The sequence below is a fragment of the Pantoea sp. At-9b genome, assembly GCF_000175935.2.
In the GTDB taxonomy this organism is placed as follows: Bacteria; Pseudomonadota; Gammaproteobacteria; order Enterobacterales; family Enterobacteriaceae; genus Pantoea.
The window spans coordinates 3056970-3079390 of sequence record NC_014837.1; the positions used below are offsets into that span (position 1 = coordinate 3056970).

General features: G+C 55.5%; 25 protein-coding genes and 1 tRNA gene. 6 read left to right on the forward strand and 20 right to left on the reverse strand.

All coding sequences use genetic code 11. The annotated features are described in order from the left end of the window. Window positions 1-10 precede the first annotated feature (10 nt). From sixA to PAT9B_RS14035, 4 genes are all read right to left on the reverse strand, one after another. Window positions 11-493, reverse strand: a complete 483-nt coding sequence (gene sixA / locus PAT9B_RS14020) for a phosphohistidine phosphatase SixA (RefSeq protein ID WP_013509939.1) — start codon at window positions 491-493, stop codon at window positions 11-13. Window positions 494-688: 195 nt separating this feature from the next. After that, window positions 689-2818 (reverse strand): fatty acid oxidation complex subunit alpha FadJ, encoded by a 2130-nt coding sequence (gene fadJ, locus PAT9B_RS14025; RefSeq protein ID WP_013509940.1) that lies wholly within the window; start codon window positions 2816-2818, stop codon window positions 689-691. Further along, on the reverse strand, window positions 2818-4128 hold the full coding sequence (gene fadI / locus PAT9B_RS14030; protein WP_013509941.1) for an acetyl-CoA C-acyltransferase FadI: 1311 nt from the start codon (window positions 4126-4128) through the stop codon (window positions 2818-2820). Before fadI ends, fadJ begins: the two co-directional genes overlap by 1 nt. 169 nt (window positions 4129-4297) lie before the next feature. Further along, window positions 4298-4594, reverse strand: a complete 297-nt coding sequence (locus PAT9B_RS14035) for a YfcZ/YiiS family protein (RefSeq protein WP_013509942.1) — start codon at window positions 4592-4594, stop codon at window positions 4298-4300. A 356-nt stretch (window positions 4595-4950) separates the two neighbouring features. Here PAT9B_RS14035 and fadL point away from each other — a divergent pair, with 356 nt between their 5' ends. Further along, window positions 4951-6231, forward strand: a complete 1281-nt coding sequence (gene fadL / locus PAT9B_RS14040) for a long-chain fatty acid transporter FadL (RefSeq protein ID WP_013509943.1) — start codon at window positions 4951-4953, stop codon at window positions 6229-6231. 50 nt (window positions 6232-6281) lie between these two features. On the opposite strand, the gene mlaA is transcribed toward fadL, so the two are convergent. From mlaA to ccmA, 10 genes are read right to left on the reverse strand one after another with little or no spacing between them, the layout of a single operon-like run. Then, window positions 6282-7049, reverse strand: coding sequence for a phospholipid-binding lipoprotein MlaA (mlaA, locus tag PAT9B_RS14045; RefSeq protein WP_013509944.1), 768 nt, complete (start codon window positions 7047-7049; stop codon window positions 6282-6284). 40 nt (window positions 7050-7089) lie between these two features. Beyond that, window positions 7090-8301, reverse strand: a complete 1212-nt coding sequence (ccmI, locus tag PAT9B_RS14050; protein ID WP_013509945.1) for a c-type cytochrome biogenesis protein CcmI — start codon at window positions 8299-8301, stop codon at window positions 7090-7092. Beyond that, the gene (locus PAT9B_RS14055) at window positions 8301-8756 is read right to left on the reverse strand and encodes a cytochrome c-type biogenesis protein (RefSeq protein WP_013509946.1); all 456 of its coding nucleotides are present in this window, start codon (window positions 8754-8756) and stop codon (window positions 8301-8303) included. Before PAT9B_RS14055 ends, ccmI begins: the two co-directional genes overlap by 1 nt. After that, window positions 8753-9310, reverse strand: a complete 558-nt coding sequence (locus PAT9B_RS14060; protein ID WP_013509947.1) for a DsbE family thiol:disulfide interchange protein — start codon at window positions 9308-9310, stop codon at window positions 8753-8755. Before PAT9B_RS14060 ends, PAT9B_RS14055 begins: the two co-directional genes overlap by 4 nt. After that, window positions 9307-11265, reverse strand: coding sequence for a heme lyase CcmF/NrfE family subunit (locus PAT9B_RS14065; RefSeq protein ID WP_013509948.1), 1959 nt, complete (start codon window positions 11263-11265; stop codon window positions 9307-9309). The genes PAT9B_RS14060 and PAT9B_RS14065 overlap by 4 nt, the downstream gene beginning before the upstream one ends. After that, the gene (gene ccmE / locus PAT9B_RS14070; protein ID WP_013509949.1) at window positions 11262-11747 is read right to left on the reverse strand and encodes a cytochrome c maturation protein CcmE; all 486 of its coding nucleotides are present in this window, start codon (window positions 11745-11747) and stop codon (window positions 11262-11264) included. Before ccmE ends, PAT9B_RS14065 begins: the two co-directional genes overlap by 4 nt. Next, the gene (gene ccmD / locus PAT9B_RS14075; RefSeq protein ID WP_013509950.1) at window positions 11744-11977 is read right to left on the reverse strand and encodes a heme exporter protein CcmD; all 234 of its coding nucleotides are present in this window, start codon (window positions 11975-11977) and stop codon (window positions 11744-11746) included. Before ccmD ends, ccmE begins: the two co-directional genes overlap by 4 nt. Further along, window positions 11974-12714: a heme ABC transporter permease gene (locus PAT9B_RS14080; protein WP_013509951.1), complete on the reverse strand. Its 741-nt coding sequence runs from the start codon at window positions 12712-12714 to the stop codon at window positions 11974-11976. The genes ccmD and PAT9B_RS14080 overlap by 4 nt, the downstream gene beginning before the upstream one ends. A gap of 55 nt (window positions 12715-12769) precedes the next feature. Beyond that, a complete protein-coding gene (ccmB, locus tag PAT9B_RS14085) occupies window positions 12770-13429 on the reverse strand; it encodes a heme exporter protein CcmB (RefSeq protein ID WP_036626878.1) in 660 nt (219 codons plus the stop codon). Continuing rightward, window positions 13429-14043, reverse strand: a complete 615-nt coding sequence (ccmA, locus tag PAT9B_RS14090) for a cytochrome c biogenesis heme-transporting ATPase CcmA (RefSeq protein WP_013509953.1) — start codon at window positions 14041-14043, stop codon at window positions 13429-13431. The genes ccmB and ccmA overlap by 1 nt, the downstream gene beginning before the upstream one ends. A 244-nt stretch (window positions 14044-14287) precedes the next feature. Here ccmA and PAT9B_RS14095 point away from each other — a divergent pair, with 244 nt between their 5' ends. Together PAT9B_RS14095 and PAT9B_RS14100 are read left to right on the forward strand one after the other, a co-directional pair. Next, complete coding sequence (locus PAT9B_RS14095) at window positions 14288-15205, forward strand: formate/nitrite transporter family protein (RefSeq protein ID WP_013509954.1); 918 nt, start codon at window positions 14288-14290, stop codon at window positions 15203-15205. Window positions 15206-15279: 74 nt separating this feature from the next. Then, window positions 15280-15354: transfer RNA gene (locus PAT9B_RS14100), tRNA-Arg, on the forward strand. 78 nt (window positions 15355-15432) lie between these two features. On the opposite strand, the gene PAT9B_RS14105 is transcribed toward PAT9B_RS14100, so the two are convergent. After that, complete coding sequence (locus PAT9B_RS14105; RefSeq protein WP_041525976.1) at window positions 15433-16302, reverse strand: AraC family transcriptional regulator; 870 nt, start codon at window positions 16300-16302, stop codon at window positions 15433-15435. Between the two features lie 180 nt (window positions 16303-16482). On the opposite strand from PAT9B_RS14105, the gene PAT9B_RS14110 reads away from it, so the two are divergent. After that, window positions 16483-17382 (forward strand): DMT family transporter, encoded by a 900-nt coding sequence (locus PAT9B_RS14110; protein WP_013509956.1) that lies wholly within the window; start codon window positions 16483-16485, stop codon window positions 17380-17382. A gap of 38 nt (window positions 17383-17420) precedes the next feature. On the opposite strand, the gene PAT9B_RS14115 is transcribed toward PAT9B_RS14110, so the two are convergent. Further along, complete coding sequence (locus PAT9B_RS14115) at window positions 17421-17660, reverse strand: hypothetical protein (protein WP_013509957.1); 240 nt, start codon at window positions 17658-17660, stop codon at window positions 17421-17423. Window positions 17661-17939: 279 nt separating this feature from the next. Between PAT9B_RS14115 and PAT9B_RS14120 the strand changes: the two genes are divergently transcribed. Next, complete coding sequence (locus PAT9B_RS14120; protein WP_013509958.1) at window positions 17940-19157, forward strand: MFS transporter; 1218 nt, start codon at window positions 17940-17942, stop codon at window positions 19155-19157. A gap of 38 nt (window positions 19158-19195) precedes the next feature. Here PAT9B_RS14120 and PAT9B_RS14125 read toward each other — a convergent pair whose 3' ends face one another. Next, a complete protein-coding gene (locus PAT9B_RS14125; protein ID WP_013509959.1) occupies window positions 19196-20074 on the reverse strand; it encodes an SMP-30/gluconolactonase/LRE family protein in 879 nt (292 codons plus the stop codon). 305 nt (window positions 20075-20379) lie between these two features. On the opposite strand from PAT9B_RS14125, the gene PAT9B_RS30955 reads away from it, so the two are divergent. Continuing rightward, window positions 20380-20547, forward strand: coding sequence for a hypothetical protein (locus tag PAT9B_RS30955; RefSeq protein WP_013509960.1), 168 nt, complete (start codon window positions 20380-20382; stop codon window positions 20545-20547). Window positions 20548-20616: 69 nt separating this feature from the next. Here the strand turns inward: PAT9B_RS30955 and PAT9B_RS14130 are convergent, their stop codons facing one another. The 3 genes from PAT9B_RS14130 to PAT9B_RS14140 form a co-directional block, all read right to left on the reverse strand. After that, the gene (locus PAT9B_RS14130) at window positions 20617-20898 is read right to left on the reverse strand and encodes a hypothetical protein (protein WP_013509961.1); all 282 of its coding nucleotides are present in this window, start codon (window positions 20896-20898) and stop codon (window positions 20617-20619) included. Window positions 20899-21151: 253 nt separating this feature from the next. Next, window positions 21152-21955, reverse strand: a complete 804-nt coding sequence (locus PAT9B_RS14135; protein WP_013509962.1) for a hypothetical protein — start codon at window positions 21953-21955, stop codon at window positions 21152-21154. A 10-nt stretch (window positions 21956-21965) separates the two neighbouring features. After that, complete coding sequence (locus tag PAT9B_RS14140; protein ID WP_013509963.1) at window positions 21966-22418, reverse strand: universal stress protein; 453 nt, start codon at window positions 22416-22418, stop codon at window positions 21966-21968. Window positions 22419-22421 lie beyond the last annotated feature (3 nt).

A 22421-nucleotide genomic window follows, 5' to 3' on the forward strand; every position in this document is an offset into this window, starting at 1 on the left:
CATCGCGGGATTACATCGCTTTGGCCAGTTTTGAGGGACTGACCTGCCACTCCAGCTTGCCTTCGCAGTTTGCCGGGTCAAAATTGACGCAGGCAATCGCAGAGGTCGCGAACATCGGCGGCGCTTCCTGCGGGCACAGCTCAGAAACCAGATAGCCCACCAACGGCAGGTGCGAAATCACCAGTACCGATTTCACGCCTTCGTTCGCCAGCGTCTGCAAATAGCAGGCGACCAGCCCCGGATCACCGCCCGGCGTCAGCTCTGGCAAGACATCCTGCTCTTCCGGCAGCGTCAGAGCTTCGCGTACCGTTGCCAGGGTTTGCCCGGCACGCAGATAGGGGCTGACCAGCACCCGTTCGATATCCAGCGCCTGGCCGTTGAGCCAGCTCGCCATCTGGCGTGATTCGTCGCATCCGCAAAGCGTGAGTGGTCTGACTGAATCACTTGCTGCTTCCAGAGCCGCATCGCCATGACGCATGATAAAAACTTGCATAAAGCACCGCTGTTGTTTGTCGATATCATCCGGTACCACAGCACCAGACGCTTCATTCTGCGAATGAACGCTGTGTTTTACCGCAATGGCTTCAGTATAGTCAACCGGTTGTTTATTAAATAAGCATATCTCAGATTGCTACCGCATAAGCCTTATCCGAACTGCCTTTCTAACCCGCTGAATCTGTAAGCCTATTCAGATTTGTGCGGAAGTGTAAAATTTCGTTTGTTCTTGTAGCGCTGTCATCAGTGCGTCACAAGGTGCGAAACGATCGCCGTGTCGCTGCATTAAGACGTTTAATGTATTGACCATTTCAGCAGCACCCAACTGATCCATATAGCGGAAAGGCCCGCCGAGGAACGGCGGAAAACCGATGCCAAATACCGCGGCAATGTCGCCATCGCGTGCGCTGCGAATCACTGCTTCGTCCAGACAGCGAGCAGCCTCATTCAGCATCATCATGACGCAGCGCGTGGCAATTTGTTCCTCGCTTTGCCTGGCCTGCGGTTTGATGCCCAGCAGGTGGTAAAGCGACGCATCAGCCCGGCGTTTCATCGGGAAACGTGCGCGTTGATATAAATAGAAGCCCTTGCCGTTTTTCCGTCCTTTGCGATCGTCAGCCAGAATCGCCGCCACCGCCTCCGGCGCGCTAAAGCGATCGCCATATGCCTGTTGCAGGATCGGGCTAATTTTGCTGCCAACATCGATCCCCACCTCATCCAACAGTTGCAACGGGCCGACCGGAAAACCAAACTTCACCAGCGCCCGATCGATATGTTCGATCGGCTCGCCTTCCAGCAGGCAGCGCATCGCTTCATTTATATAGGGTGCCAGAATTCGGTTGACGTAGAAGCCCGGTTTATCTGCCACCACTACAGCGGTTTTACCCTGCTGACGCGCCAGTTGCACTGTGGTCGCCAGCGTCGCAGCGGAGGTTGTGGCGTGAGGGATCACCTCCACCAACGGCATTTTGTCCACCGGGCTAAAGAAATGCAGGCCGATAACGTTCTCCGGGCGCTGTGCATTGGCAGCAATCTCGCCAATCGGCAGCGATGAAGTGTTGGAGGCAAAAATGGTATGTGACTGGCAATGGCTTTCAATTTCCGCCACCATCTGCTGCTTCAGTGCCAGATCTTCAAATACCGCCTCAATCACCAGATCGCGTCGGGAAAAGCCCTGATAATCCTGAGTACCGCTGATCAACGCCATCTGTTGCTGACGCTGGGCCGTTTTGATCTGGCGGCGTTTCACCCGCTGCGTGAGGCGATCCCAACTGTATTGCAACGCATGATTGATGCCACTGAGGTTAATGTCACGAATACGCACCGGCAATCCGGCCTGCAAAGCCGTGACGCTGGCAATACCGCCGCCCATCAACCCACCACCGAGAATCCCGATATGTTGCAGCTCGCGCGGTGCGGCATCGGCAAACGCCTCTTTCTTTATCGCGGTAGAGGCGAAGAATAAACTGCGTAGCGCGAGCGATTCGCGCGTCATCGCCAGTTGACCAAACGCGCGCGCTTCTGCCTCATGCCCGGCGCTACTGCCCTGCTCCAGCCCGGTGCGCACCACCTGCAAAATCCGATCGGCTGCGGGATAGTTGCCGTGGGTTTTGCTGTCGGTCTGGCGCTTTGCCAGCGCGAACAGCACTTGCCGGGCGATCGGCCCTTGTAGCAGCCGATCACGACACGGCAGCGTCCGCAGGGTCTTTTTCCCCTGCCGCACCCGCGCAAGCGCGGTTTCCAGCAGAATGGATTGTGGGACCGCATCATCAACCAGCCCCAACTTTAATGCCTGCTTCGCCCGCAGCTGTTTCCCGGTCAGGATCAGCGGCAGTGCCTGCTGCACACCAATCAGCCGTGGCAAACGCTGCGTGCCGCCAGAGCCAGGCAAAAGCCCTAACTGGACTTCCGGTAAACCCAGACGGGTTTTGTCATCCAGCGAGCAAATGCGTGCATCGCAGGCCAGCGCCAGTTCCAGCCCGCCACCCAGACAGGCACCGTGAATCGCCGCCACCACCGGAAACGGCAAGGCGGCAATCGCCGCCATCACTTCCTGCCCCTGACGCGCCAACGCCTCAGCCTCTTCTGCGCTGCGGCAGCGGTCGATCATGCTGATATCCGCGCCAGCCACAAAGTTGTCACGCTTACCGGAGATCAGCACCAGTCCAGCCAGCTCAGGATCGCGTCGCGCTTCCGCCAGCACCGCCTGGATCTGCGGAACAAATTCAGCCTTCAGGGTGTTCATTTTCTCGCCCGGCACATCAATGGTGATCACCCCGATGTGATCGAGGCGCATATGCAGGTGAAATGCGGAATCACTCATTATTCGGCCTCCAGTACCATCGCGGTGCCTAATCCACCCGCCGCACAGGCGGTCACCAGTCCCAGCCCGCCACCGCGTCGCCGTAATTCCTGTAACGTTTGCGTGATCATGCGCGCACCGGTGGCGGCAAAGGGATGACCGTAAGCGATCGATCCTCCCAGTACGTTAAAACGCTCTTCATTCACCTCACCCAGCGCATGCGGACGATTTAACACCTCGCGTGCAAAGCGTTCATCATTAAACATTTTCAGGTTTGCCAGGGTTTGCGCCGCAAAGGCTTCATGCATATCGATCAACGTCAGGTCGTTGAGGCCGATACCGGCACGCTCCAGCGCCAGCGGCGAGGCATAGGCCGGTCCCAGCAGCATATCCTGCCAGACATCGATGGCGCTAAACGCGAAGCTGCGCAGATAACCGAGCGGCGTGATGCCCAGCTCACGCGCACGCCCTTCACGCATCAAAATCACGGCGGCTGCGCCGTCGGTGAGCGGCGTACTGTTGGCGGCGGTGACCGTGCCGTGGTGGCGGTCAAACGCCGGACGCAGCCGGGCATAATCCGCAGCAGTGGCGTTAAAACGGACGTTGTTATCTTGTTCGATGGGGGCTTTCCACGGTGGCACAAAGGCGGGCATCACCTCCTGGGCCAGCACGCCAGATTGCCAGGCACGCGCCGCACGCTGATGCGAACGCAGGGCTAACGCATCCTGCTGCTCGCGGGTGATGCCATGGGTTTTCGCCATCTGCTCGGCGGTATCCCCCATGCGCAGGCCGGTGGAGTACTCGGCCACCGCGGGTGGTACCGGTAGCAGGTCACGCGGGCGCAGACGACGCAGAATCTGCAATTTCTGGCTAAAGCGACGCGCTTTATTAAGATCGACCAGCGCACGTGCCAGGGTTTTACTGACACCAATCGGCAGCACCGAAGAGGAGTCGGCTCCCCCGGCGATACCGGCATCAATGGTGCCCGCCATCAGGCTTTCTGCAACATTCGCCACCGCCTGGAAGCTGGTGGCACAGGCGCGGCTGACGCTATACGCATCGGTGTGAACACTCAGCCCGCTGCTCAGTACGATTTCACGGGCGATATTTGGGGCTTCCGGCATCTGTACCACCTGGCCGAACACCAGTTGGTCGATGACCTCGACCGGCAGTTCGCTGCGTGCCATTAATTCGCTCACCACCATCCGTCCCAGCTCCAGCGCCGGGATACCATGAAAATCACTCGCCTGACGGGCAAAGGGGGTACGGAGTCCGTGGGTTATGGCGATGCGTTCGCCCTGACGCGTCAGCAGCGGCTGCGCTTTGCTCATTGCCTGTCACCTGTGCTTATCGACCGGGGCGTCATTGCCCAAAGAGGTCTGACCTGATCATCAGTGTTAACCAGGAGCGCGTAAGTCGCCAATATGCAGAGGGAAAAAGTGCGAGGAGAAACACGAAATTAACAAACACTGCCGGAACGGTGTCCGGCAGTGGGGGGAATTAACGCAGGCCGAGTTGGAAGATCAGCGATTCCGCCTGACAGGCGAAGATAAAGTCGATATTCAGGCGCACGCCTTCCGCTTCATTCTCCAGCCGTGAACGGATATCACAGGGTTCGGATTCCACCTGCCGCGCCCGTTCACTCAGGTGCTTCAGCATCGCTTCCGCCGCATGGCGGTCCGCGAACAAGCCGGACCAGTTGGCAGTGCAATCGGTGTTGTCGACAACGGTGCCAACATCAACGCAGCAGCAGGCTGCGGTCTCGGTAGCACTACAGTTCTTAATGGCATCAGTCATGGCTTTCTCCTGACGATAAAACAGACAAAAAGGGATTTTTTCTGCCCCAAAGTGTACGCCTGAAGCCCCACCATCGCCACGCTCAACCTGCTAAGTGACGAATATCACACTAAAAATTGATCCAAAACAAATTTGACTCGCTATGCTGGAACGTAACGGCAAGGATTTTGTTAAGCAGATCTGATTTTATCGATCAAATTGGAAATATTTTAAAAACATTATTGCAACAAATACACAGGTCCGACCTATACTCGTCGCACTGGTCTGATATGTGTCTCTGTCGTCAGTCCCTACAATCCGCCGTCCCTTGTTACGCGATGTAACAACGTTTAATAATAATTGATGAGGTTGTGGTCATGAACCATAAGAACCTGTTTGCAAAGTCAGCTGTGGCAGCTGCAGTCGCGCTCGTCTCTTCTCATGTTTACGCTGCTGGCTTTCAACTTAATGAATTTTCAGCAATCGGATTAGGCCGTGCCTATTCAGGTGAAGGTGCGATGGGTGATACCGCCGCCTCTGCCAGCCGTAACCCGGCAACGATGGCGTTAATGGACCGCCCCGAGTTCTCCATTGGCGCTGTGTATATCGATCCTGATGTCAACATCTCGGGTACCAGCCCGTCGGGCAAAAGCCTTGATGCCAAAAACATCGCCCCGAACCAGTGGATCCCCGATATCCACTTCGTGCAGCCCATCAATGACCAGTGGTGGGTCGGTGCCTCTGTCACCTCCAACTACGGTCTGGCGACCGAATTTAATACCGGTTATACCGCAGGCCCTTACGGTGGTACGACTGATTTAACCACCGCCAACGTCAATCTCAGCACCGCGTATCGTCTGAATGAGCATTTTAGCTTTGGTATCGGTTTTGATGCCGTCTATGCGAAGGCGAAGATTGAGCGTTATGCCGGTGAGTCGTTATCGTCGCTCGGCATCCCGGCAGATACCCAGATCGCGCATCTGAAAGGTAACGAATGGGGTTATGGCTGGAACGCCGGTATCCTGTATGAAGTGGATAAAAACAACCGCTTTGGCTTTACCTATCGTTCTGAAGTGAAAATTGACTTCGATGGCGATTACAAAAGCAACCTGCCGACCTCGCTTAACCCTGTCAACCAGGCGCTGGGCTTAGGTTTGCCGTATGCCACCGGTGGCTCGACTATCCCTGGCTCGCTGACGCTGAATCTGCCGGAACAATGGGAAGTGTCTGGCTGGCACAAAGTCGCACCGCAATGGGCCGTGCACTACAGCCTGACCTACACCAGCTGGAGTCAGTTCCAGGAGCTGAAAGCCACCAACAACGGCCAGACGCTGTTCTATAAAGATGAAGGCTTCCACGATGCTTATCGCATCGCGCTGGGCACCACCTATTTCTACGACGATAACTGGACTTTCCGTGGCGGTATCGCCTTTGATGACAGCCCGGTACCGGCGGATAAACGTTCTATCTCTATCCCCGACCAGGATCGCCTGTGGCTGAGCGCCGGTGCTTCCTATGCGTTTAACAAGGATGCTTCCGTCGATATCGGTGTGTCCTACATGCACGGCCAGAACGTGACGATTAAAGAAGGTGATTACACCTTTAGATCGGAAGGTAAAGCGATGCTGTACGCGGCGGGCTTTAACTATAAGTTCTGATAGCGTCGGTTATACATAAAAAAAAGCGGCTGATTCAGCCGCTTTTTTCTTTATTCCGCATCAATCTCGTTGAGTTCACCCTGAATCGCTTTGGCATTCGGGTTCTCTTCCGGCTTCAGCTTACCGCCATTGGCAATGAAGTCATGGCGCTGGAAGTAGGCGTTACGGATGAAGGCATACGGGTCTTGCTGCTGGCGCAGAATGGCATCGGAATCGAGCAACTGGGCACGGGTTTCCACCCCTTCCAGCGTCCATTTCCCGATCGACATCGGCCAAGTGAGCCAACTCAGTACCGGATAGAGCGTATCAACAAAATCGCCGCCATCTTCACGGATGGTGAAGCTGCCGTAAGCCGGCAGTTCCACATAAGGACCGTAGCCTACGCCATAACGCCCCAGGGTGCTGCCGAAACGGTGCGGCTGTTCACGCGCCAGTTCCGGGTTAGCTTTACTCGCCACATCGATAAAACCACCCAAACCTAAGGTGGTATTCAGGAAGAAACGGGTAAAGTGAATCATCGCACGCCGCGGCTCGCCGGTCAGGAAGGCGTTGACCATTCCTGCGGGTTCATCGAGGTTGCCGAGGAAATTACTTAAACCACTGCGCGCAGGCACCGGCACATAATCGCGCCAGGCTACCGCCACCGGACGCACCACATACGGATCCAGCACGTTGTAGTTGAAGTTAAACATCGTGCGGTTAAAACCTTCAAACGGATCGCTGCGCTGCGCAGGTTGATCGTTGTCAGCCGGTTTAGAGCTGGCGCATCCCACCAGCAGTACACTGGCCAGCGCCAGACCGGTCAGGCGATAATTCATTATTCTCTCCCTGTGCGTGCAGATTTTAAGGTGTATCGCCTCAGGGCTGCTGCTGATTAATCTCTACAGCCAGTTGCTGATGACCGTCCCAGGGCGTCGCTGCGCTTAAGCCAAACCAGTCTCCAGACTGCGGATTGGCGCTACCATCGCGCGAGACACGCACCCGGACCTGCACCTGATGCTGCGCCGACAATAAACGGTCTGGCATCATAGCGTTACTGTCATCCAGCGTGAGCGATAACGGAAAGTGGCTGAGCGGTAAACGCTTCACAGCCACAGGCACCGGTGATACACCGTCAGTCACAGAAATATACAACACTCCGCCTTGCGGTAACATTTTTTCTGCCTGCGGCGTGAGACTCACCGTTAATGCCAGGTGCGTATTTTGCTGTCCCGCATCCGTTTTTGCTTGTTCAATGCTGCGCTCGATCATCGCAATACGCTGATCACCCGCCGGTAACAATTTCAGCATCATCTGCCAGGCACCAATCGCCTCGTCATACTGCTGCTGCTCGAAAGCATTAAACGCCAGCAAACTCAGGGTGCGCACATTGCTGTGATCGCGTTTCAGCAGGTCACGCAACAACATGCTGGCCTGGCGATTATCCTGCGGATCGCTGGAGCGCGTCAGTACTTCCGCGTAATCCTGTTGCAGTTCCAGATTATTCGGAGCCAGTTGCAACGCGCGCTGGAATGCCTGGCTGGCATCAGTGGCGTTATTCAGCACCATGCCGAGACGCCCCAGCATGGTCCAGTCATTCAGGTTCTGCGGATCGGATTGTAAGGAGGTGCGCAGTCCCAGTTGCAAACGCGCCAGTTCTTCCATCGTCAGCGGCTTGGCCTGCGGGTCCATCACGCGAGCGCGCAGGGCCGGATACTCCTGCTGCACCGAAGTCCAGCCCGCCAGTTGTGCCAGCCCGCCAGTTTTCAGATACATGCCCAGCGAAACCACCACCAGTAAACCGACACCCGGTAACAGAATCCAACGGCTGCTTTGATGGCTGCGCGCCTGATCCTGTTGCGGCACATCGGTCAGCAACGTTTGTTGCAGCTCGCGCACCATTTCGGGACGCTCCGCCACCACGCCCTCGTCTTCATCACGCTCCAGCTCGCGCAGGCGCTGCTGATAAAAGTCGGTGTTCAGACGGTCACGATCGCCATTGCTGGCGACCCGTTGACGCCAGCCCGCGCTAAGGAACAGTGCGGTGGCTGCCGCCAGTAAAACTATCAGGGTAATCCAGAATCCACTCATTACGGCTTCCCGTCACGCTTCAGAATCGCCGCAAGGCGCTGTTGTTCGTTGTCATCCAGTTCGCTGCGCGTTTTACGCTGGCGACTGCGCAGGATAATGATCAGCCCGCCGAGCACCGCAAACAGTGCCGGGCCGACCCAGAGGATCAGCGTTGATGGCGTGACCGGTGGTTCATACGTCACGAAGTTGCCATAACGCGCGACCATGTAATCAATGATTTGCTGACGACTCTGGCCCTGCTTCATCAGTTCATACACTTTGAGGCGCATATCCGCAGCAATCATCGCGTTGGAGTCGGCGATGCTGTTGTTCTGACATTTCGGACAACGCAGTGAACCCGTCAGATCGCGGTACTGTTCCTCTTGCTGTACCGAATCGAACTGGTAAGTATCAATCGCTGCCCACAGGCTGGTGCTCAGCAGCACGCCGACGAGCAAAAGAAGCAGCCGTTTCACGCCCCTGCCCCCTTGCTGTATTTATCCCACAGCGGTTTCACTTCCTGCTGCCAGACACGCTCGTTCATATCACCTGCATGGCGATAACGAATAATGCCTTTACCATCAATCAGGAAGGTTTCCGGCGCGCCGTACACACCGAGATCAAGGCCGAGCATGCCATCACCGTCATACAGACTCAGCGCGTAGGGATTACCCAGCGTGTTCAGCCAGGTCACCGCCTTGGTACGATCGTCTTTATAGTTGAGGCCCACCACACGGATGCCTTTTTCCGCCAGCGTGTTGAGATATTCATGCTCAGCACGGCAGGTCGGGCACCAGGTGGCCCAGACGTTCAGCAGAATCGGTTTGCCATCGGTCAGCACCTGTTGGTCGTAGATTTTTCCCGGTTTATCGAGCGCTTCCAGTTTGAATACCGGCACCGGCTTGCCGATCAGCGCCGATTCCAGCAGCGTCGGATCATCGCCATTGGCATTACGCGTCAACTGCCACAGCAGCGCGGCCGCCAGCAATAAAAACAGCACCAGCGGGATAAAAAGGATTTTCTTGTTCATGCCTGTTCCTCCCGTTGCGCTTTTTTGCGCGAACGATAACGCGGATCGAGCAGACACAGCAGGCCACCCACCGCCATAAACACGCCGCCAAACCAAATCCAGCGCACGAAAGGTTTGTAGTAAATACGCACCGCCCAGGAGCCATCATCTAACTCTTCACCCAGCGCCGCATAGAGATCACGGGTAAAGCCACCGCTGATCGCCGCTTCAGTCATCATGGTCCGTGCCGCGGTATAGAAGCGTTTCTCCGCGTGCAGTACCGCTTCTGGCTTGCCATTGCGGGTCACATCGATAATCGCCACGCCACCGCTGTAGTTCGGCCCTTGCAGGTTGTGCACGTCACGGAAGATGAAGTGATAGTTGTGGATATCAATATTATCGCCCGACTTCATACGCACATCACGCTCAACGCTGTACTGGGTACTGAAGGCGATACCAATCACCGTCACCGCCACGCCGAGATGACCGAGCACCATGCCCCAGTGGCTGCGCGTCAGATGGCGCAGTCCTTTGAAGAAGGTGTGGCGATGCGTGGCGCGTTCGTGCAGCTCCATTAACGTCAACAGGATCACCCAGATCGACATCAGCAGGCCAATCACCGTCATCGCTTCAATGCGATCCTGCAACAACCACGGCAGCGCAATGGAAAGGATGAGCGTCACCACCAGGGCAATGCCGAGGCGTTTCCACAGTTTCTGCGGCTCATCACGCCGCCAGCGCACCAGCGGACCAATGCCGAGCATCAGCGCAAACGGTGCCATCAACCAGGTGAACATCGTATTAAAGAACGGCTCACCGACCGAAATACTGCCCAGCCCCAGTTGCTTGTGCACCAGTGGCAGCAAAGTGCCCAGCAGTACCACTAACATCGCGGCGATCAGCAGCACGTTGTTACCCAGCAGGAACGATTCGCGCGACCAGGCTTCATTTTGTACCCGGCTACGCACCTGGCCGCCTTTAATCGCGTACAGCAGCAGCGAGCTGCCAATCACAATCACCAGGAAGGCGAGGATAAACATGCCACGCGCCGGATCGGAGGCAAACGAATGGACCGACACCAACACGCCAGAACGCACGAGGAAAGTCCCAAGCAAACTCAGCGAGAAGGCGGTAATCGCCAGCAGCACCGTCCAGGATTTGAAGCTACCGCGTTTTTCCGTGACGGCCAGCGAGTGCATCAACGCCGTACCCGCCAGCCACGGCATAAAGGAGGCATTTTCAACCGGGTCCCAGAACCACCAGCCGCCCCAGCCGAGTTCGTAGTAGGCCCAAGCTGAACCCAGTACGATGCCAATGGTCAGGAACACCCATGCGGCGGTGGTCCACGGACGTGACCAGCGCGCCCAGGCGGTATCGAGACGGCCTGCCATCAACGAAGCGATAGCAAAGGCAAACGCCACCGAGAAACCGACATAGCCCATATACAGCAGCGGCGGGTGGAAGATCAGACCGATATCTTGCAACATCGGGTTGAGGTCACTGCCGTCAATCGGGAAGTTGGGTAACGTGCGGGTAAACGGATTGGATGTCAGGGTGATAAACAGCAGGAAACCGAGGTTGATCATCCCCATCACCGACAGCACGCGCGCCAGCGCATCCTGCGGCATACCGCGACTAAAAATCGCCACCGCCAGTGTCCAACTGCTTAGCAGCAACACCCACAGCAGCAGCGAACCTTCGTGCGCGCCCCAGGTTGCAGCGATGCGATAGTAAACCGGCAGCAAGGTGTTGGAGTTGGTAGCGACATAAGCCACGGTAAAATCGTTAACGATAAACGCGTGCACCAACAGCAGAAACGCCGCCGCGATACAGGCAAACATGCCGACCGTGAGCGGGCGAGACAATGCCATCAAACGCGCGTCCTGACGCACCGCGCCCCACAGCGGATAAATACTTAACAGTAGCGCCAGTCCCAGCGCCAGGCAGAGCAGAAAGCTGCCAATTTCTGGCATCATGATTGAGCACCTGCCTGCTGATAGGTTGCCGCAGGTCCTGTGTGATTTTTCTTCATAGCGTCCTGAATTTCCGGCGGCGTATATTTTTCATCGTGCTTCGCCAACACTTCTTTGGCATTCACCAGATTGCCATCTTCCAGCACGCCCTGTGCGACGACGCCCTGCCCTTCGCGGAACAGGTCCGGCAGAATACCTTCGTAGCTGACGCTCACCACGCCGTTGGCGTCATACAGCTTGAACGAGACGGCGAGGGTTTGCGGATCGCGCTTGACGCTGCCTGGCATCACCATGCCACCGACGCGCAGGCGCTGGCCCGGCTCCGGTTTCTGGTGTTCTTCGCCCTTGCCGTACAGGATTTCACTCGGGGTGTAGAACAGGTCAATGTTGGAACGCAGCGCATACATCACAAGCGTAGTGGCGAGGCCGAGGCCCACCAGCACCGCCACCACCACGTACAGGCGGTTACGACGACGGATATTCACACGGTTTCTCCTGCCGCTTCACCGGCGGCTTTTTTCGATTTTGCCGCGCGGATGCGGCGCTCCCTGGATTGACGCTGGCGAATATCAGCCAGCAGGCGACGGCGGAACAGCACGGTGTGCAGCACCAGACCGATCAGCGGAATCAGCGTGAAGACCACGGCGAGCCAGACATAAAAGGCATAGCCGCCCATGGCAAAGAAATCCTGCCAAGAAGAGAAAGCTGGCGTCATGATTTGCGCCCCCCCTGTGCGACCTCAATCGCCCACGGACGATGACGTTCAGTAAACAGAATCATATTGCGCAGACGCATCAGCGTCAGCGAGATAAACACCAGCAGATAACCGAGGATCGCCCAGCGCAACGGGGTGCGCATGCTCGGCGCAATCGCCTGTTGCAGAATACCGGACGATCCCTGATGCAGGGTGTTCCACCACTGCACGGAGAAGTGAATGATCGGCAGGTTAATCACGCCCACCAGAATTAAAATTCCGGCAGCACGACCGGCAGTACGACGGTCGTCAAAGGCGTGATACAGGGCAATGACCCCCATATAAAGGAACAGCAATACCAGTTCCGATGTCAGACGGGCATCCCAAATCCACCAGGTGCCCCACATCGGCTTGCCCCAGGCGGAACCGGTGACCAGCGCGATAAAGGTGAACACCGCCCCAACCGGTGCCATTGCTGCCGAGACCAGGTCAGCCATCTTCATCTGCCACACCAGGCCGATAAACGCCGCAATCGCCATCGAGGCATAGACGCCCATGGACCACATCGCCGCAGGGACATGGATGTACATAATGCGGAAGCTGTCGCCCTGCTGATAATCCGCAGGCGCAAAACCAAAGCCCCACACCCAACCCAGCAACAGGGTGACAACCCCCAGTACCGCGAACCAGGGAATTAAGCGGCCACAAAGCCGATACAGCTTTTCAGGCTTTGCCCACTGGTGTAACCATTTCCACATTTGCATAGCTCACAATATAAGAAGAGAGATTCCGGCATCTCTGTGGATGCACGATTTAATGCAGGCTTATACGCAGCGCCGCCGCCGTAGCAAACGGAGACAACGTGGCGCTGCCTGCCAGCATGGCTCCGAGAATCGCCAGATAGCCGCCAATCGGCAGGCCTTGTCCGGCGGCATCAATCGCAGCGCTGGCAAAAATCAACACCGGTATCGCCAGCGGCAATACCAGCAAACTCAATAACACCCCGCCGCGCCGTAAGCCCACGGTCAGACCGGTGCCGATAGCCCCGAGAAAACTCAGGGTGGGCGTCCCCAGCAACAGGGTTAACGCCATGGCGCGCCACCCGGCAAAATCCAGCGACAACAGCAGTGCCGCCAGCGGGGACAATAAAATCAGTGGCAGTCCGGTAATCAGCCAGTGAGCAATCACTTTGCCCAGAACCGTGACCGGCAGCGGCGTTGGCAGCAGCAGCAGCTGTTCCAGCGAACCATCCAAAAAATCATCCCGGAACAGACGCTCCAGCGCCAGTAACGATGCCAGTAACGCAGCCACCCAGGCAATGCCAGGGGCAATGCGGGCCAGTTGCTGTGGATCGGGGCCAATACCCAGCGGGAACAGCGTAATGACTATCAGGAAAAACCACAGCGGGTTAATCACTTCCGCGCCACTGCGGAAGGCAATTTTCAGCTCACGCTGAATCACACGGCCCAGCATCATGCCCACTCCGATACCAAACGAATTTTACGGACCCGTCCGGCGTCGTCAGGAAGATCCTGATGCGTGGTCAGGATCACCGCGCCTCCGTTATCGGCATGCTGCGCAAAGCGCGTCATTAATTTCTCTACTCCGGCTTTATCAATTGCCGTCAGCGGCTCATCCAGAATCCACAAGACTGCCGGGCTAAGCCACAGGCGAGCCAGGGCAACGCGGCGTTGTTGACCAGCAGAAAGTTGTGCCACCGGCACCTCTTCATACCCCAGCAGATCAACCTGCTCCAGCGCAGCAAAGATCGCGTCACTGTGGCTCTCACCATGCCAGAAATGCAAATTCTCCAGTGGGGAGAGTACCGACTTCACGCCAGGCTGATGGCCGAGATAAAGCAGATTTTGGTGCCATATTTCGCGTTGTTGGCGGATCGGTTGTGCCTGCCACAGCACCTCACCTTCTTCCGCCCGGCTTAAACCGGCCAACAAACGTAATAGCGAGGTTTTACCCGCACCGTTTGGTCCCTCAATTTGCACGATATCACCGGGTTCGACAGCAAAGCTCAACCCATTGAACAGGGTACGCTCATCGCGAACGCAAGAGAGATTAATGACTTCGAGCATAAAAGAGGGAATCACGGCAATGAAATTAGGCCAGGATAATACCACAATGAATCTGTGGGCCGTAGTCTGTGAGCCATGTCACACCTCCCCCAAACGGGGTAAACGGGTGGTTTAGATCAATAAATCGCTCAAAAAACCACCACGGTTAAAATCTTGTTACTCTTAATTTGAATCAACGTAACAAATCGCGCTTGCGCAAAACGGCTACGCTTATTACGCAAGGGCACTATCACCGGGGGAAAACATGAAGCAATCGCCATCGTTTTCATCAGAGCGCAATGACGTGGAAAGCGAAGAAAAAACGCAAGGCACAGCAATAGAAGTCGATGAGGAGGCATTACCCTCACGTGCTGCAGCCATCCATGAAGAGATACGTCAGGACGGGGAAAAGGAACTGGAGCGTGACGGCATGGCGCTGCTGTGGTCGGCGATTGCCGCCGGTATGTCCATGGGCGCATCGCTGATGGCGAAGGGGATATTTCAGGTGCATCTTGAGGGGGTTCCCGGTGCCTTTTTGCTGGAAAACCTGGGCTATACCTTCGGTTTCATTATTGTGATTATGGCGCGCCAACAGCTGTTTACTGAAAATACGGTGACGGCAGTGCTGCCCATCATGCATAAGCCTACGTCGGGCAATGTGTTGCTGCTGCTACGCTTTTGGGGCGTGGTGCTGGCGGGTAATTTGATTGGCACGGCGCTGGGCGCACTGGCCTTTAATTACATGCCGATCTTTGACGAGGCGACCCGCCAGGCTTTCACGGTGATCAGTGAAAAAGTTATGGCAAATTCACCGGGGGAAATGTTCGCCAATGCGGTGATTTCCGGCTGGATCATCGCCACCATGGTGTGGATGTTCCCGTATGCCGGGGCAGCGAAAATCGTGGTGATTGTGATGATGACCTGGCTGGTGGCGCTCGGTGATTTAGCGCACATCGTGGTCGGTTCTGTGGAGGTGCTGTATCTGGTGTTTGCCGGCCGCATTCCCTGGCATGAATTCCTCTGGCCATTTGCCCTGCCAACGTTGCTTGGCAACATCACGGGGGGAACGCTGATTTTTGCCTTAATCAGTCACGCACAGATTCGCAACGATATGAGCGAAGCGGCAAAAGCCAAAGCCCGCGCCGAGCAAAAACGCCAGACGAAATGTGAGAAATCGCGCTAATTTGTTGAGATATTGAGCAAACGGGAAACCTGCGGTTAAATTTGCGTGGACGCTGGGGTATACTGCGCGCCGACGTTCCCTTAGTTAAATGGATATAACGAGCCCCTCCTAAGGGCTAGTTGCAGGTTCGATCCCTGCAGGGAACGCCATGTCAGCATTATCCCATTCAAAACAGCCAGCGCGCCAAAATAAAATCATCCAACTTCACAGGATAGCAAAACGCGATCTCACCCCTGCTCCTGCCGCCACGCCGAAGGCGTGACACCATGCCGTTGACGAAACCGATTACTGAAGTGGCTGGAGGAGTGAAAACCACAGCGCAGCGCAATCTCGGTCAGCGGTAGCACCGTGTGTCTGAGCAGCGTCAGTGCTTCATCCATCCGGCGACGCATCACATATTGATGTGGGGCCTCACCGACGCTGGCGCGGAACATGCGAGCGAAATGGAACTCGCTGAGTGCTGCCTCGGCCGCGAGATGGGCCAGCGTCAGCGGTTGATCCAGATGCGCATCGATATACGCCAGGATGCGACGCAATACCCCCGGAGCCAGCCCGCCACGGACCTGCGGAGCCTGCCATTGCACGTCGCTGTAGTGCTGTAGCAAGTGCGTCATTAATAGCGTTGAGGCGCTACTGAGCATCAGCTGGTTGGCGGGTTGTTGCCAGTCCGTGCTGAGCAGAAAATGACGATAGAGCTGGGTGATGCGATCATCCGCCGAGAACACCTTCTCATGCAAATTCAGGCGCGCGGGACTGCGATCCCAGATTTGTTCCGCCATCTGGCGCAGGTGTTGATCGGTGCAGTAAAGATGCACAAACGACAAATCATCACGAATATCCCACACCGATTCGGTGCCAGACGGCATCAGGCAAAAACGATCAGGCCCACCGCCATTGCGCCAGCCGTGCTGGGTTTTATGCCAGGTATCATAGCCATCCGCGGTATACAGGCTAAGCGTATGATGGTTGCTCAGGTTGGTCACGCGATCGCCGCTATTAAACCAGGCCGCCAGTTTGATGCCGCTATTCAGCTGCACGCTGTCACGCAGTTGTGCTTTGTGGCGCTGAAGCATGTTGAAGGTCTGATAGTCGGGCATGGTCAAAATCACTCGCTGGGCAATGGTGTCCATTTTACGGATTCAGGCGGACAGAAAACAGGTCACATTGGGACGCAGACAGAAAAAGCGCAAGAATTTGCAATTGCAGCGCAAGCAGATGCAAGCCAACTGACAGTCGGGGCGTCACACTCGCCGCAAATAGGTTGTGGAGAGTTCAATATGAACCTGATGTTGTATCTGGCGGTGGTTTTAATCTGGGGAACCACCTGGATTGCGATTTTTTTACAGCAGGAAGCAGCAGATACGCCGGTATTGGTGGCGGTATTCTGGCGCTTTTTACTGGCCTCGCTGGTCATGCTGGTGGTGCTGAAACTGATTCGCCGCCTGAAAAAGCTGGATGCGCAGGATCATCTATTCTGCCTGTTACAGGGATGCTGTGTGTTTGGCTTCAATTTTGTCTGCTTCTATCATGCCGCCGCATGGATCAGCAGTGGGCTGGAATCCGTCATCTTCTCAATGGCCGTGCTTTATAATGCCCTGAATAGCTGGATTTTCTTCCGTCAACGTCCGCCGTTCCGTTTACTCCCGGCTGCTATTCTGGGCCTGGGCGGTATCGTGGCGTTGTTCTGGGGCGATATTCGCGCCGCACATCCGGCACCGCAGTTGTTATGGGGTGTGGGGCTGAGCGCGCTCGGTACGCTCGGCTTCTCTTTCGGCAATATGATTTCGACACGCCACCAGCGTCGTCAGCGCGATGTGTTGACCACCAACAGCTACGCGATGCTGTATGGCGCGTTGATTATGGCCGCACTGTCACTGCTGAATGGTGATTCACTGGCCCCGGCGCTGAATCTGCAATGGCTGGGTTCAATGAGTTATTTAGCGATTTTTGGTTCAGTGCTGGGATTTGGCGCGTATTTCACGCTGGTAGGACGAATTGGTGCCAGTCAGGCGGCCTACAGCACGCTGCTGTTTCCCTTGGTAGCGCTCACTTTATCTACCCTGTATGAAGGTTATCAATGGCATAGCAATGCGATTGTCGGTCTGGTGATGATTCTGGCGGGGAATATGGTGATGTTTGTACGCTGGCCAATGGCAAAACGCCTGCGACTGGCCTGAAGCACGAGAGCGGGCATTGCGCCCGCTCTCTGGTCCTCTTATCGCCAGCCCTGCACGCCGATATTAAGCTGGTGAGGTTGATTGATGGCTTTTCTGGCAATCCAGTAAAGCAATATGCGTTCATCATCTCTGTCGCGGTCGGCCATTGCCAGTAGTTTCAACGACAGTGTGGATTTATTCACCGGCTGATGTTCATCGCTTAACTCGATCACCGCCTGACCGATGATGCAGCAAACTTCATCCTCGCTTGACGCGGATTCATATGCTCGGTCTTTCATATTTCCTCCTGTTAAGTGAATTTTAAGCCTGGCAAAAGTTGGATGTTTTGCAGCCCGCATTGCGCCTGAGACGTATCTGGTTACAGATAATCACCATAAGCAACAACATTTCAGGCAATGACACGCCTGAGGTGCTAGCAGCCAACGCAATGCCATTCATACCCATTTCGCTGCATTTCATTCCATCGCCACAGCCTCTCACGCCCTTTCTTCTCACGCCCACGCGCGGGCGCTTTATGATCGCTTCAGTTTCCGAATTCCCGGATGGGAGAGAAAAATATGCAAACCACCAACTCAAATTACCAACGTACTCGCTGGCTCACTCTGGCCGGTACCATTTTGACCCAGTTCGCTTTAGGTTCGGTCTATACCTGGAGCCTGTTTAATGGTCAGCTGGCGCACAAGCTCGACGCCCCTATCAGCCAGGTTGCGTTTTCGTTTGGCTTACTGAGCCTCGGTCTGGCGATTGCTTCATCGCTGGCCGGTAAACTCCAGGAACGGTTTGGCGTGCGTAACGTCACCATCGGGGCTGGTGTCCTCATGGCGCTGGGATTCTGGTTAACGGCCCATGCGGATAACCTGATGATGCTCTACCTCAGCGCAGGTATCCTGGTTGGCCTGGCTGACGGTGCCGGTTATCTGCTGACCTTATCCAACTGCGTGAAATGGTTCCCGGAACGTAAAGGTGTCATTTCCGCCTGCGCCATTGGTGCCTATGGTTTAGGTAGCCTGGGCTTTAAATTTATCTGTGGCGCCTTGCTCAGTGTGCAGGGGTTGGAAAACACCTTCATTATCTGGGGTCTGATGGCAATGACGATGATTATTCTGGGTGCATTGCTGATGCGTGACGCCCCGGTACAGCAGAGCAATGCCGCCTCGGCCCTGCAAAGCAAAGATTACACCCTGGCGCAGTCGATCCGTTTGCCGCAATACTGGATGCTGGCGCTGATGTTCCTCACCGCCTGTATGAGTGGTCTGTATGTGATTGGCGTGGCGAAAGATATCGGTGAAGGTCTGGTCCATCTCAGCACGCAAACCGCCGCGAATGCCGTCACGGTGATTGCTATTGCTAACCTGAGTGGCCGTCTGGTTCTGGGTGTGCTGTCCGATAAGATGGCACGTATTCGGGTGATTTCGCTGGCGCAGGTGGTTTCACTGGCCGGGATGAGCATTCTGCTGTTCACCCATATGAATGAATCCACCTTCTTTATTTCTCTTGCCTGCGTGGCCTTCAGCTTCGGTGGCACCATCACCGTCTTCCCGTCGCTGGTCAGTGATTTCTTCGGTCTGAACAATTTGACCAAAAATTACGGCCTGATCTACCTTGGCTTTGGTATCGGTAGCGTGCTGGGTTCACTGGTGGCCTCGGTGTTCGGTGGTTTCACCATCACCTTTAGCCTGATTATGACCTTGCTGGTGATTTCATTATTCCTGTCACTCAGCATCCGCCTGCCGCAACGCCACAGTGTTCAGGAGCCGGTGTTGCATCGCAGCTAAGTCTCCGGGTATGCCGTGCTTCCGGGCACGGCATGTTTTTACCCTTTAAATAACGGTTCTGCCATTCCCGCCACGCTGACATCCACAGCAAAAATATCTCCCGATTGCGGATAGCGCGCCAGCTCTTCAGCGGTACGATGCTCACGCGATGAGGTGATATACAGGGTTTGCAGATCGGCACCGCCAAACGCCACCATCGTCGGCCAGCGCACCGGCAAGCTAATCTCATCGACGATCTCCGCCGTCAGCGGATCAATACGCACCACCCGGCCACCATCAAATAACGCCGACCAGTAGTAACCTTCGCTGTCTACAGCAGCACCATCCGGTAATCCTCCTTTGGCATCAAACTGCCGGAAAACCTGACGTGCGCCCGGTTCACCGGTGAATTCATTCAGCGGATAGCGATACAGCACCTCATTAGGGGTATCGCTGTGGTACATCCATTGGCGATCAGGAGCGAATGCCAGACCATTAGAGATTTTCACGTCCTGCGCCATCACCGTTAATGCGCCGTCAGGGGTGACCCGGCACAGTAATCCACCGTTTTTATCCTGCGGCTCCCACAGGCTGCCACACCAGAAATTCCCCCAGGGATCGACGCGACCATCGTTAAAGCGACTCTTTGCCGCTATTCCCGGGTTATCCGCCAGCTTGCGCTGAGGCTTGCCCTGTTCATCCAGCAGCCAGACGCCACTGCGCAACGCCGCAATTAAGCCCCCCTGCTGGCGCAACCCGATACAACCCACCTCTTCCTGTTGCGGAAAAGTATGCAGCTCGCCACTGGCGGGATCGAAACGATGAATGGCAGGTGCCAGAATATCCACGCACCACAGCACTTGTTCGCGTGTTGACCACAAAGGACACTCCGCCAGTTCCGCCTGCAAGGCCAGTACATTTCTCACTTCACGCGTCATGATCTCTCCTTATTTATGCTGTCCTGACTTTAACCTGTATCCCGGCGAGTGGCGCGATAAATCACGCCGCTCGCGTTATTTTATTTTAATTGAGAACAACTATTATTTAGACTTGATTTTCAGACTAATCGGGTTATTATCATCAGGCATTCAGCTTATTCCGATTGGTTTATATTCCTTTCTGACACTCACCCGCGCAATTTGAAATATTCAGAAATAGATCCAGAAATAACTCTACATTCGCTGCATCTTCGCTCCACTTTTCCACGGTAATCTGGCCTCATTGGAAAAGAGGAGGACTCTCCATGAAAAAACTAATTAAAGTTGCGTCCGTTGTTGCCGTTGTCGCGATGTTGAGCGGTTGTATTATTGATGGCGGCCACGGGCGTGGACCTGGCTGGGGACCGCCGCATGGTGGCTGGCACGGCGGTGGCGGCTGGCATCATGGACCCGGCCCCGGCAGACACTGGTAACCGGGCAAAGCTAACACACAGCAAATAATAAAAAAGAAAAAGGGCGGGAAATTATCCCGCCCTTATTTTTTAACTTTTCACCGCATAATTGCATTGATACCAGGCTTTCTTTAGTCCTGGAATATGACTATCCTGGGCGGGCAACGCTTCAACTTTATCAAATCCGCGCTTGCTGCAATATTCTGCTAAATCCACTTCCATCGCATCTTTATTAAATGTCTGCGGATCGTAACGATACTGGACAGTATTTGAACTGGGATCTTCATCCACGCGTTCAAATCCCCCTGGATGGCTGACACTACAGCCAGATAGCATTAACAGCGCAATGGCACCCATTAACCCATTTTTCATTGTGATGTCCTCATTTAGCGCCGCAGTGTAAAAGGCAGCGCTGCGCCTGGCTATAGGAATGGGGAGAGAAATATCTGAGCGGATCGAAGATTTTACCAATTAAATTGATAAAACCAAACGGCTATCCTTATCTCTTCTGCAGTGAGATACTTTTCTCAGACAAAACGAAGTCCACGCCACACCAGGTGAATAACTTAAGAGACTGACTGATTGTGACCTTATGCCCGTGCTGAGCGGGCTTTTTTTTTGCCCGCTAACCGGTAAGACTGACCATTTTACGCAGAAGATTGGCCGCTTGTTTGTCAGGCAATGCGAGAATGCCGCTGTAGAGGTCAATCGACATCGCGCACATCGCCGAACGATCGACCGTGGTATCGGCCGGCATATTGAGCTGTTGCAGACGATCGCCCCATTTGCTGTACAGCGTCTCGACGACTTTCTGCAAATCACGCTGTGCGGCCTGATTATCCAGCGGCTGTTCATCCCCGGTACTTTGTGCCAGCAACTCATCCAACGCCTGCGCATCACGCTGATTCAGCTGTGGCGGGAGCAATTGCTGTAAATTGACGCCGCCGCTCACCTGCGGGTAGAGAAAACGGAAGCAGCTTTGCGCGTTCTGCTGTTGCAGCGCCTGCATCTCCTGGACGGAAACCGCGATGTAATTGAGGATGGCGCTATCACTGGCACGCACCAGGCGTTGGTTGACTAAATCGAGCAGCCAGCCGCGCATCTCACCCAGCGCTTCATCCGGCGGCACCCCGGCCAGACGTTTATGCAGCAGCTCATGATTCAATAGCTGCCAAAGCGCCGGTTCCTGGGTTTTTAACAGACGATAACCCGGAGCCTGGCTGAGCTGGTTTGCCACTTCGGTCGCCAGCGCCTGCCGCTGCTGACGAGGATGTAACCAGCTAAACCACAGCAGGTTAGCCAGCAGCACCGGCAACAGAAACAACAACACCCCCTGCCAGAGACGCAATGAGGTGGTACGCAACAACACAACGATGATCAGCGCCAGCAGCACAAACGCCGCCAGCGTAATAGGGAAAAGCGAGAGCATGGAGCGGTTATTAATCCTTGCGAACGTCAATCAGAACCGGACAGTTGGCACGTTCAATCACGGCGGCACTGACCGAGCCTTTCAGCAGGCGGTTAAACGGTGAAAGATGGCGGCGTCCCATGATAATCATGCTGGCCTGCACCGCCGCCGACTGAGCAACAATGGTTTCCGCCGCTTCTCCGGCCAGAATCACCCCTTTTGCGGCCACCCCTGCGCGCAGAATGGGGGCCAGCGCATGGCGCACCACCATTTCAGCGGTATTTTGTTCATCTTTTGCCACCAGAAAATCATCCGGATCTTCCCCGGCATCGATTTCGATCGGCTGGTTACAGGAGGAATAGGCCGGGTCGATGCAGCACAACACCACCACCTGCGCCTGGTGCGCCAGGGCCTGTTCAATCGTCAGGGCGATCACTTTTTCCGCCACCGGAGAGTTATCAATGGCCATTAACAAGGTTTTCATCAG

Excerpts from the sequence above, each read along its gene's own strand:
- PAT9B_RS14065 (WP_013509948.1), bottom strand. The coding sequence starts at position 11,265 with ATGATGCCAGAAATTGGCAGCTTTCTGCTCTGCCTGGCGCTGGGACTG.
- fadJ (WP_013509940.1), bottom strand. The coding sequence starts at position 2,818 with ATGAGTGATTCCGCATTTCACCTGCATATGCGCCTCGATCACATCGGG.
- PAT9B_RS14095 (WP_013509954.1), top strand. The coding sequence starts at position 14,288 with ATGAAGCAATCGCCATCGTTTTCATCAGAGCGCAATGACGTGGAAAGC.
- ccmI (WP_013509945.1), bottom strand. The coding sequence starts at position 8,301 with ATGAGTGGATTCTGGATTACCCTGATAGTTTTACTGGCGGCAGCCACC.
- fadI (WP_013509941.1), bottom strand. The coding sequence starts at position 4,128 with ATGAGCAAAGCGCAGCCGCTGCTGACGCGTCAGGGCGAACGCATCGCC.
- PAT9B_RS14135 (WP_013509962.1), bottom strand. The coding sequence starts at position 21,955 with ATGCTCTCGCTTTTCCCTATTACGCTGGCGGCGTTTGTGCTGCTGGCG.
- PAT9B_RS14120 (WP_013509958.1), top strand. The coding sequence starts at position 17,940 with ATGCAAACCACCAACTCAAATTACCAACGTACTCGCTGGCTCACTCTG.
- PAT9B_RS14110 (WP_013509956.1), top strand. The coding sequence starts at position 16,483 with ATGAACCTGATGTTGTATCTGGCGGTGGTTTTAATCTGGGGAACCACC.
- PAT9B_RS14130 (WP_013509961.1), bottom strand. The coding sequence starts at position 20,898 with ATGAAAAATGGGTTAATGGGTGCCATTGCGCTGTTAATGCTATCTGGC.
- mlaA (WP_013509944.1), bottom strand. The coding sequence starts at position 7,049 with ATGAATTATCGCCTGACCGGTCTGGCGCTGGCCAGTGTACTGCTGGTG.
- PAT9B_RS14105 (WP_041525976.1), bottom strand. The coding sequence starts at position 16,302 with ATGCCCGACTATCAGACCTTCAACATGCTTCAGCGCCACAAAGCACAA.
- PAT9B_RS14140 (WP_013509963.1), bottom strand. The coding sequence starts at position 22,418 with ATGAAAACCTTGTTAATGGCCATTGATAACTCTCCGGTGGCGGAAAAA.
- ccmB (WP_036626878.1), bottom strand. The coding sequence starts at position 13,429 with ATGCTGGGCCGTGTGATTCAGCGTGAGCTGAAAATTGCCTTCCGCAGT.
- ccmD (WP_013509950.1), bottom strand. The coding sequence starts at position 11,977 with ATGACGCCAGCTTTCTCTTCTTGGCAGGATTTCTTTGCCATGGGCGGC.
- PAT9B_RS14125 (WP_013509959.1), bottom strand. The coding sequence starts at position 20,074 with ATGACGCGTGAAGTGAGAAATGTACTGGCCTTGCAGGCGGAACTGGCG.
- fadL (WP_013509943.1), top strand. The coding sequence starts at position 4,951 with ATGAACCATAAGAACCTGTTTGCAAAGTCAGCTGTGGCAGCTGCAGTC.
- PAT9B_RS14035 (WP_013509942.1), bottom strand. The coding sequence starts at position 4,594 with ATGACTGATGCCATTAAGAACTGTAGTGCTACCGAGACCGCAGCCTGC.
- sixA (WP_013509939.1), bottom strand. The coding sequence starts at position 493 with ATGCAAGTTTTTATCATGCGTCATGGCGATGCGGCTCTGGAAGCAGCA.
- PAT9B_RS14060 (WP_013509947.1), bottom strand. The coding sequence starts at position 9,310 with ATGAACAAGAAAATCCTTTTTATCCCGCTGGTGCTGTTTTTATTGCTG.
- PAT9B_RS30955 (WP_013509960.1), top strand. The coding sequence starts at position 20,380 with ATGAAAAAACTAATTAAAGTTGCGTCCGTTGTTGCCGTTGTCGCGATG.
- PAT9B_RS14115 (WP_013509957.1), bottom strand. The coding sequence starts at position 17,660 with ATGAAAGACCGAGCATATGAATCCGCGTCAAGCGAGGATGAAGTTTGC.
- PAT9B_RS14080 (WP_013509951.1), bottom strand. The coding sequence starts at position 12,714 with ATGTGGAAATGGTTACACCAGTGGGCAAAGCCTGAAAAGCTGTATCGG.
- ccmA (WP_013509953.1), bottom strand. The coding sequence starts at position 14,043 with ATGCTCGAAGTCATTAATCTCTCTTGCGTTCGCGATGAGCGTACCCTG.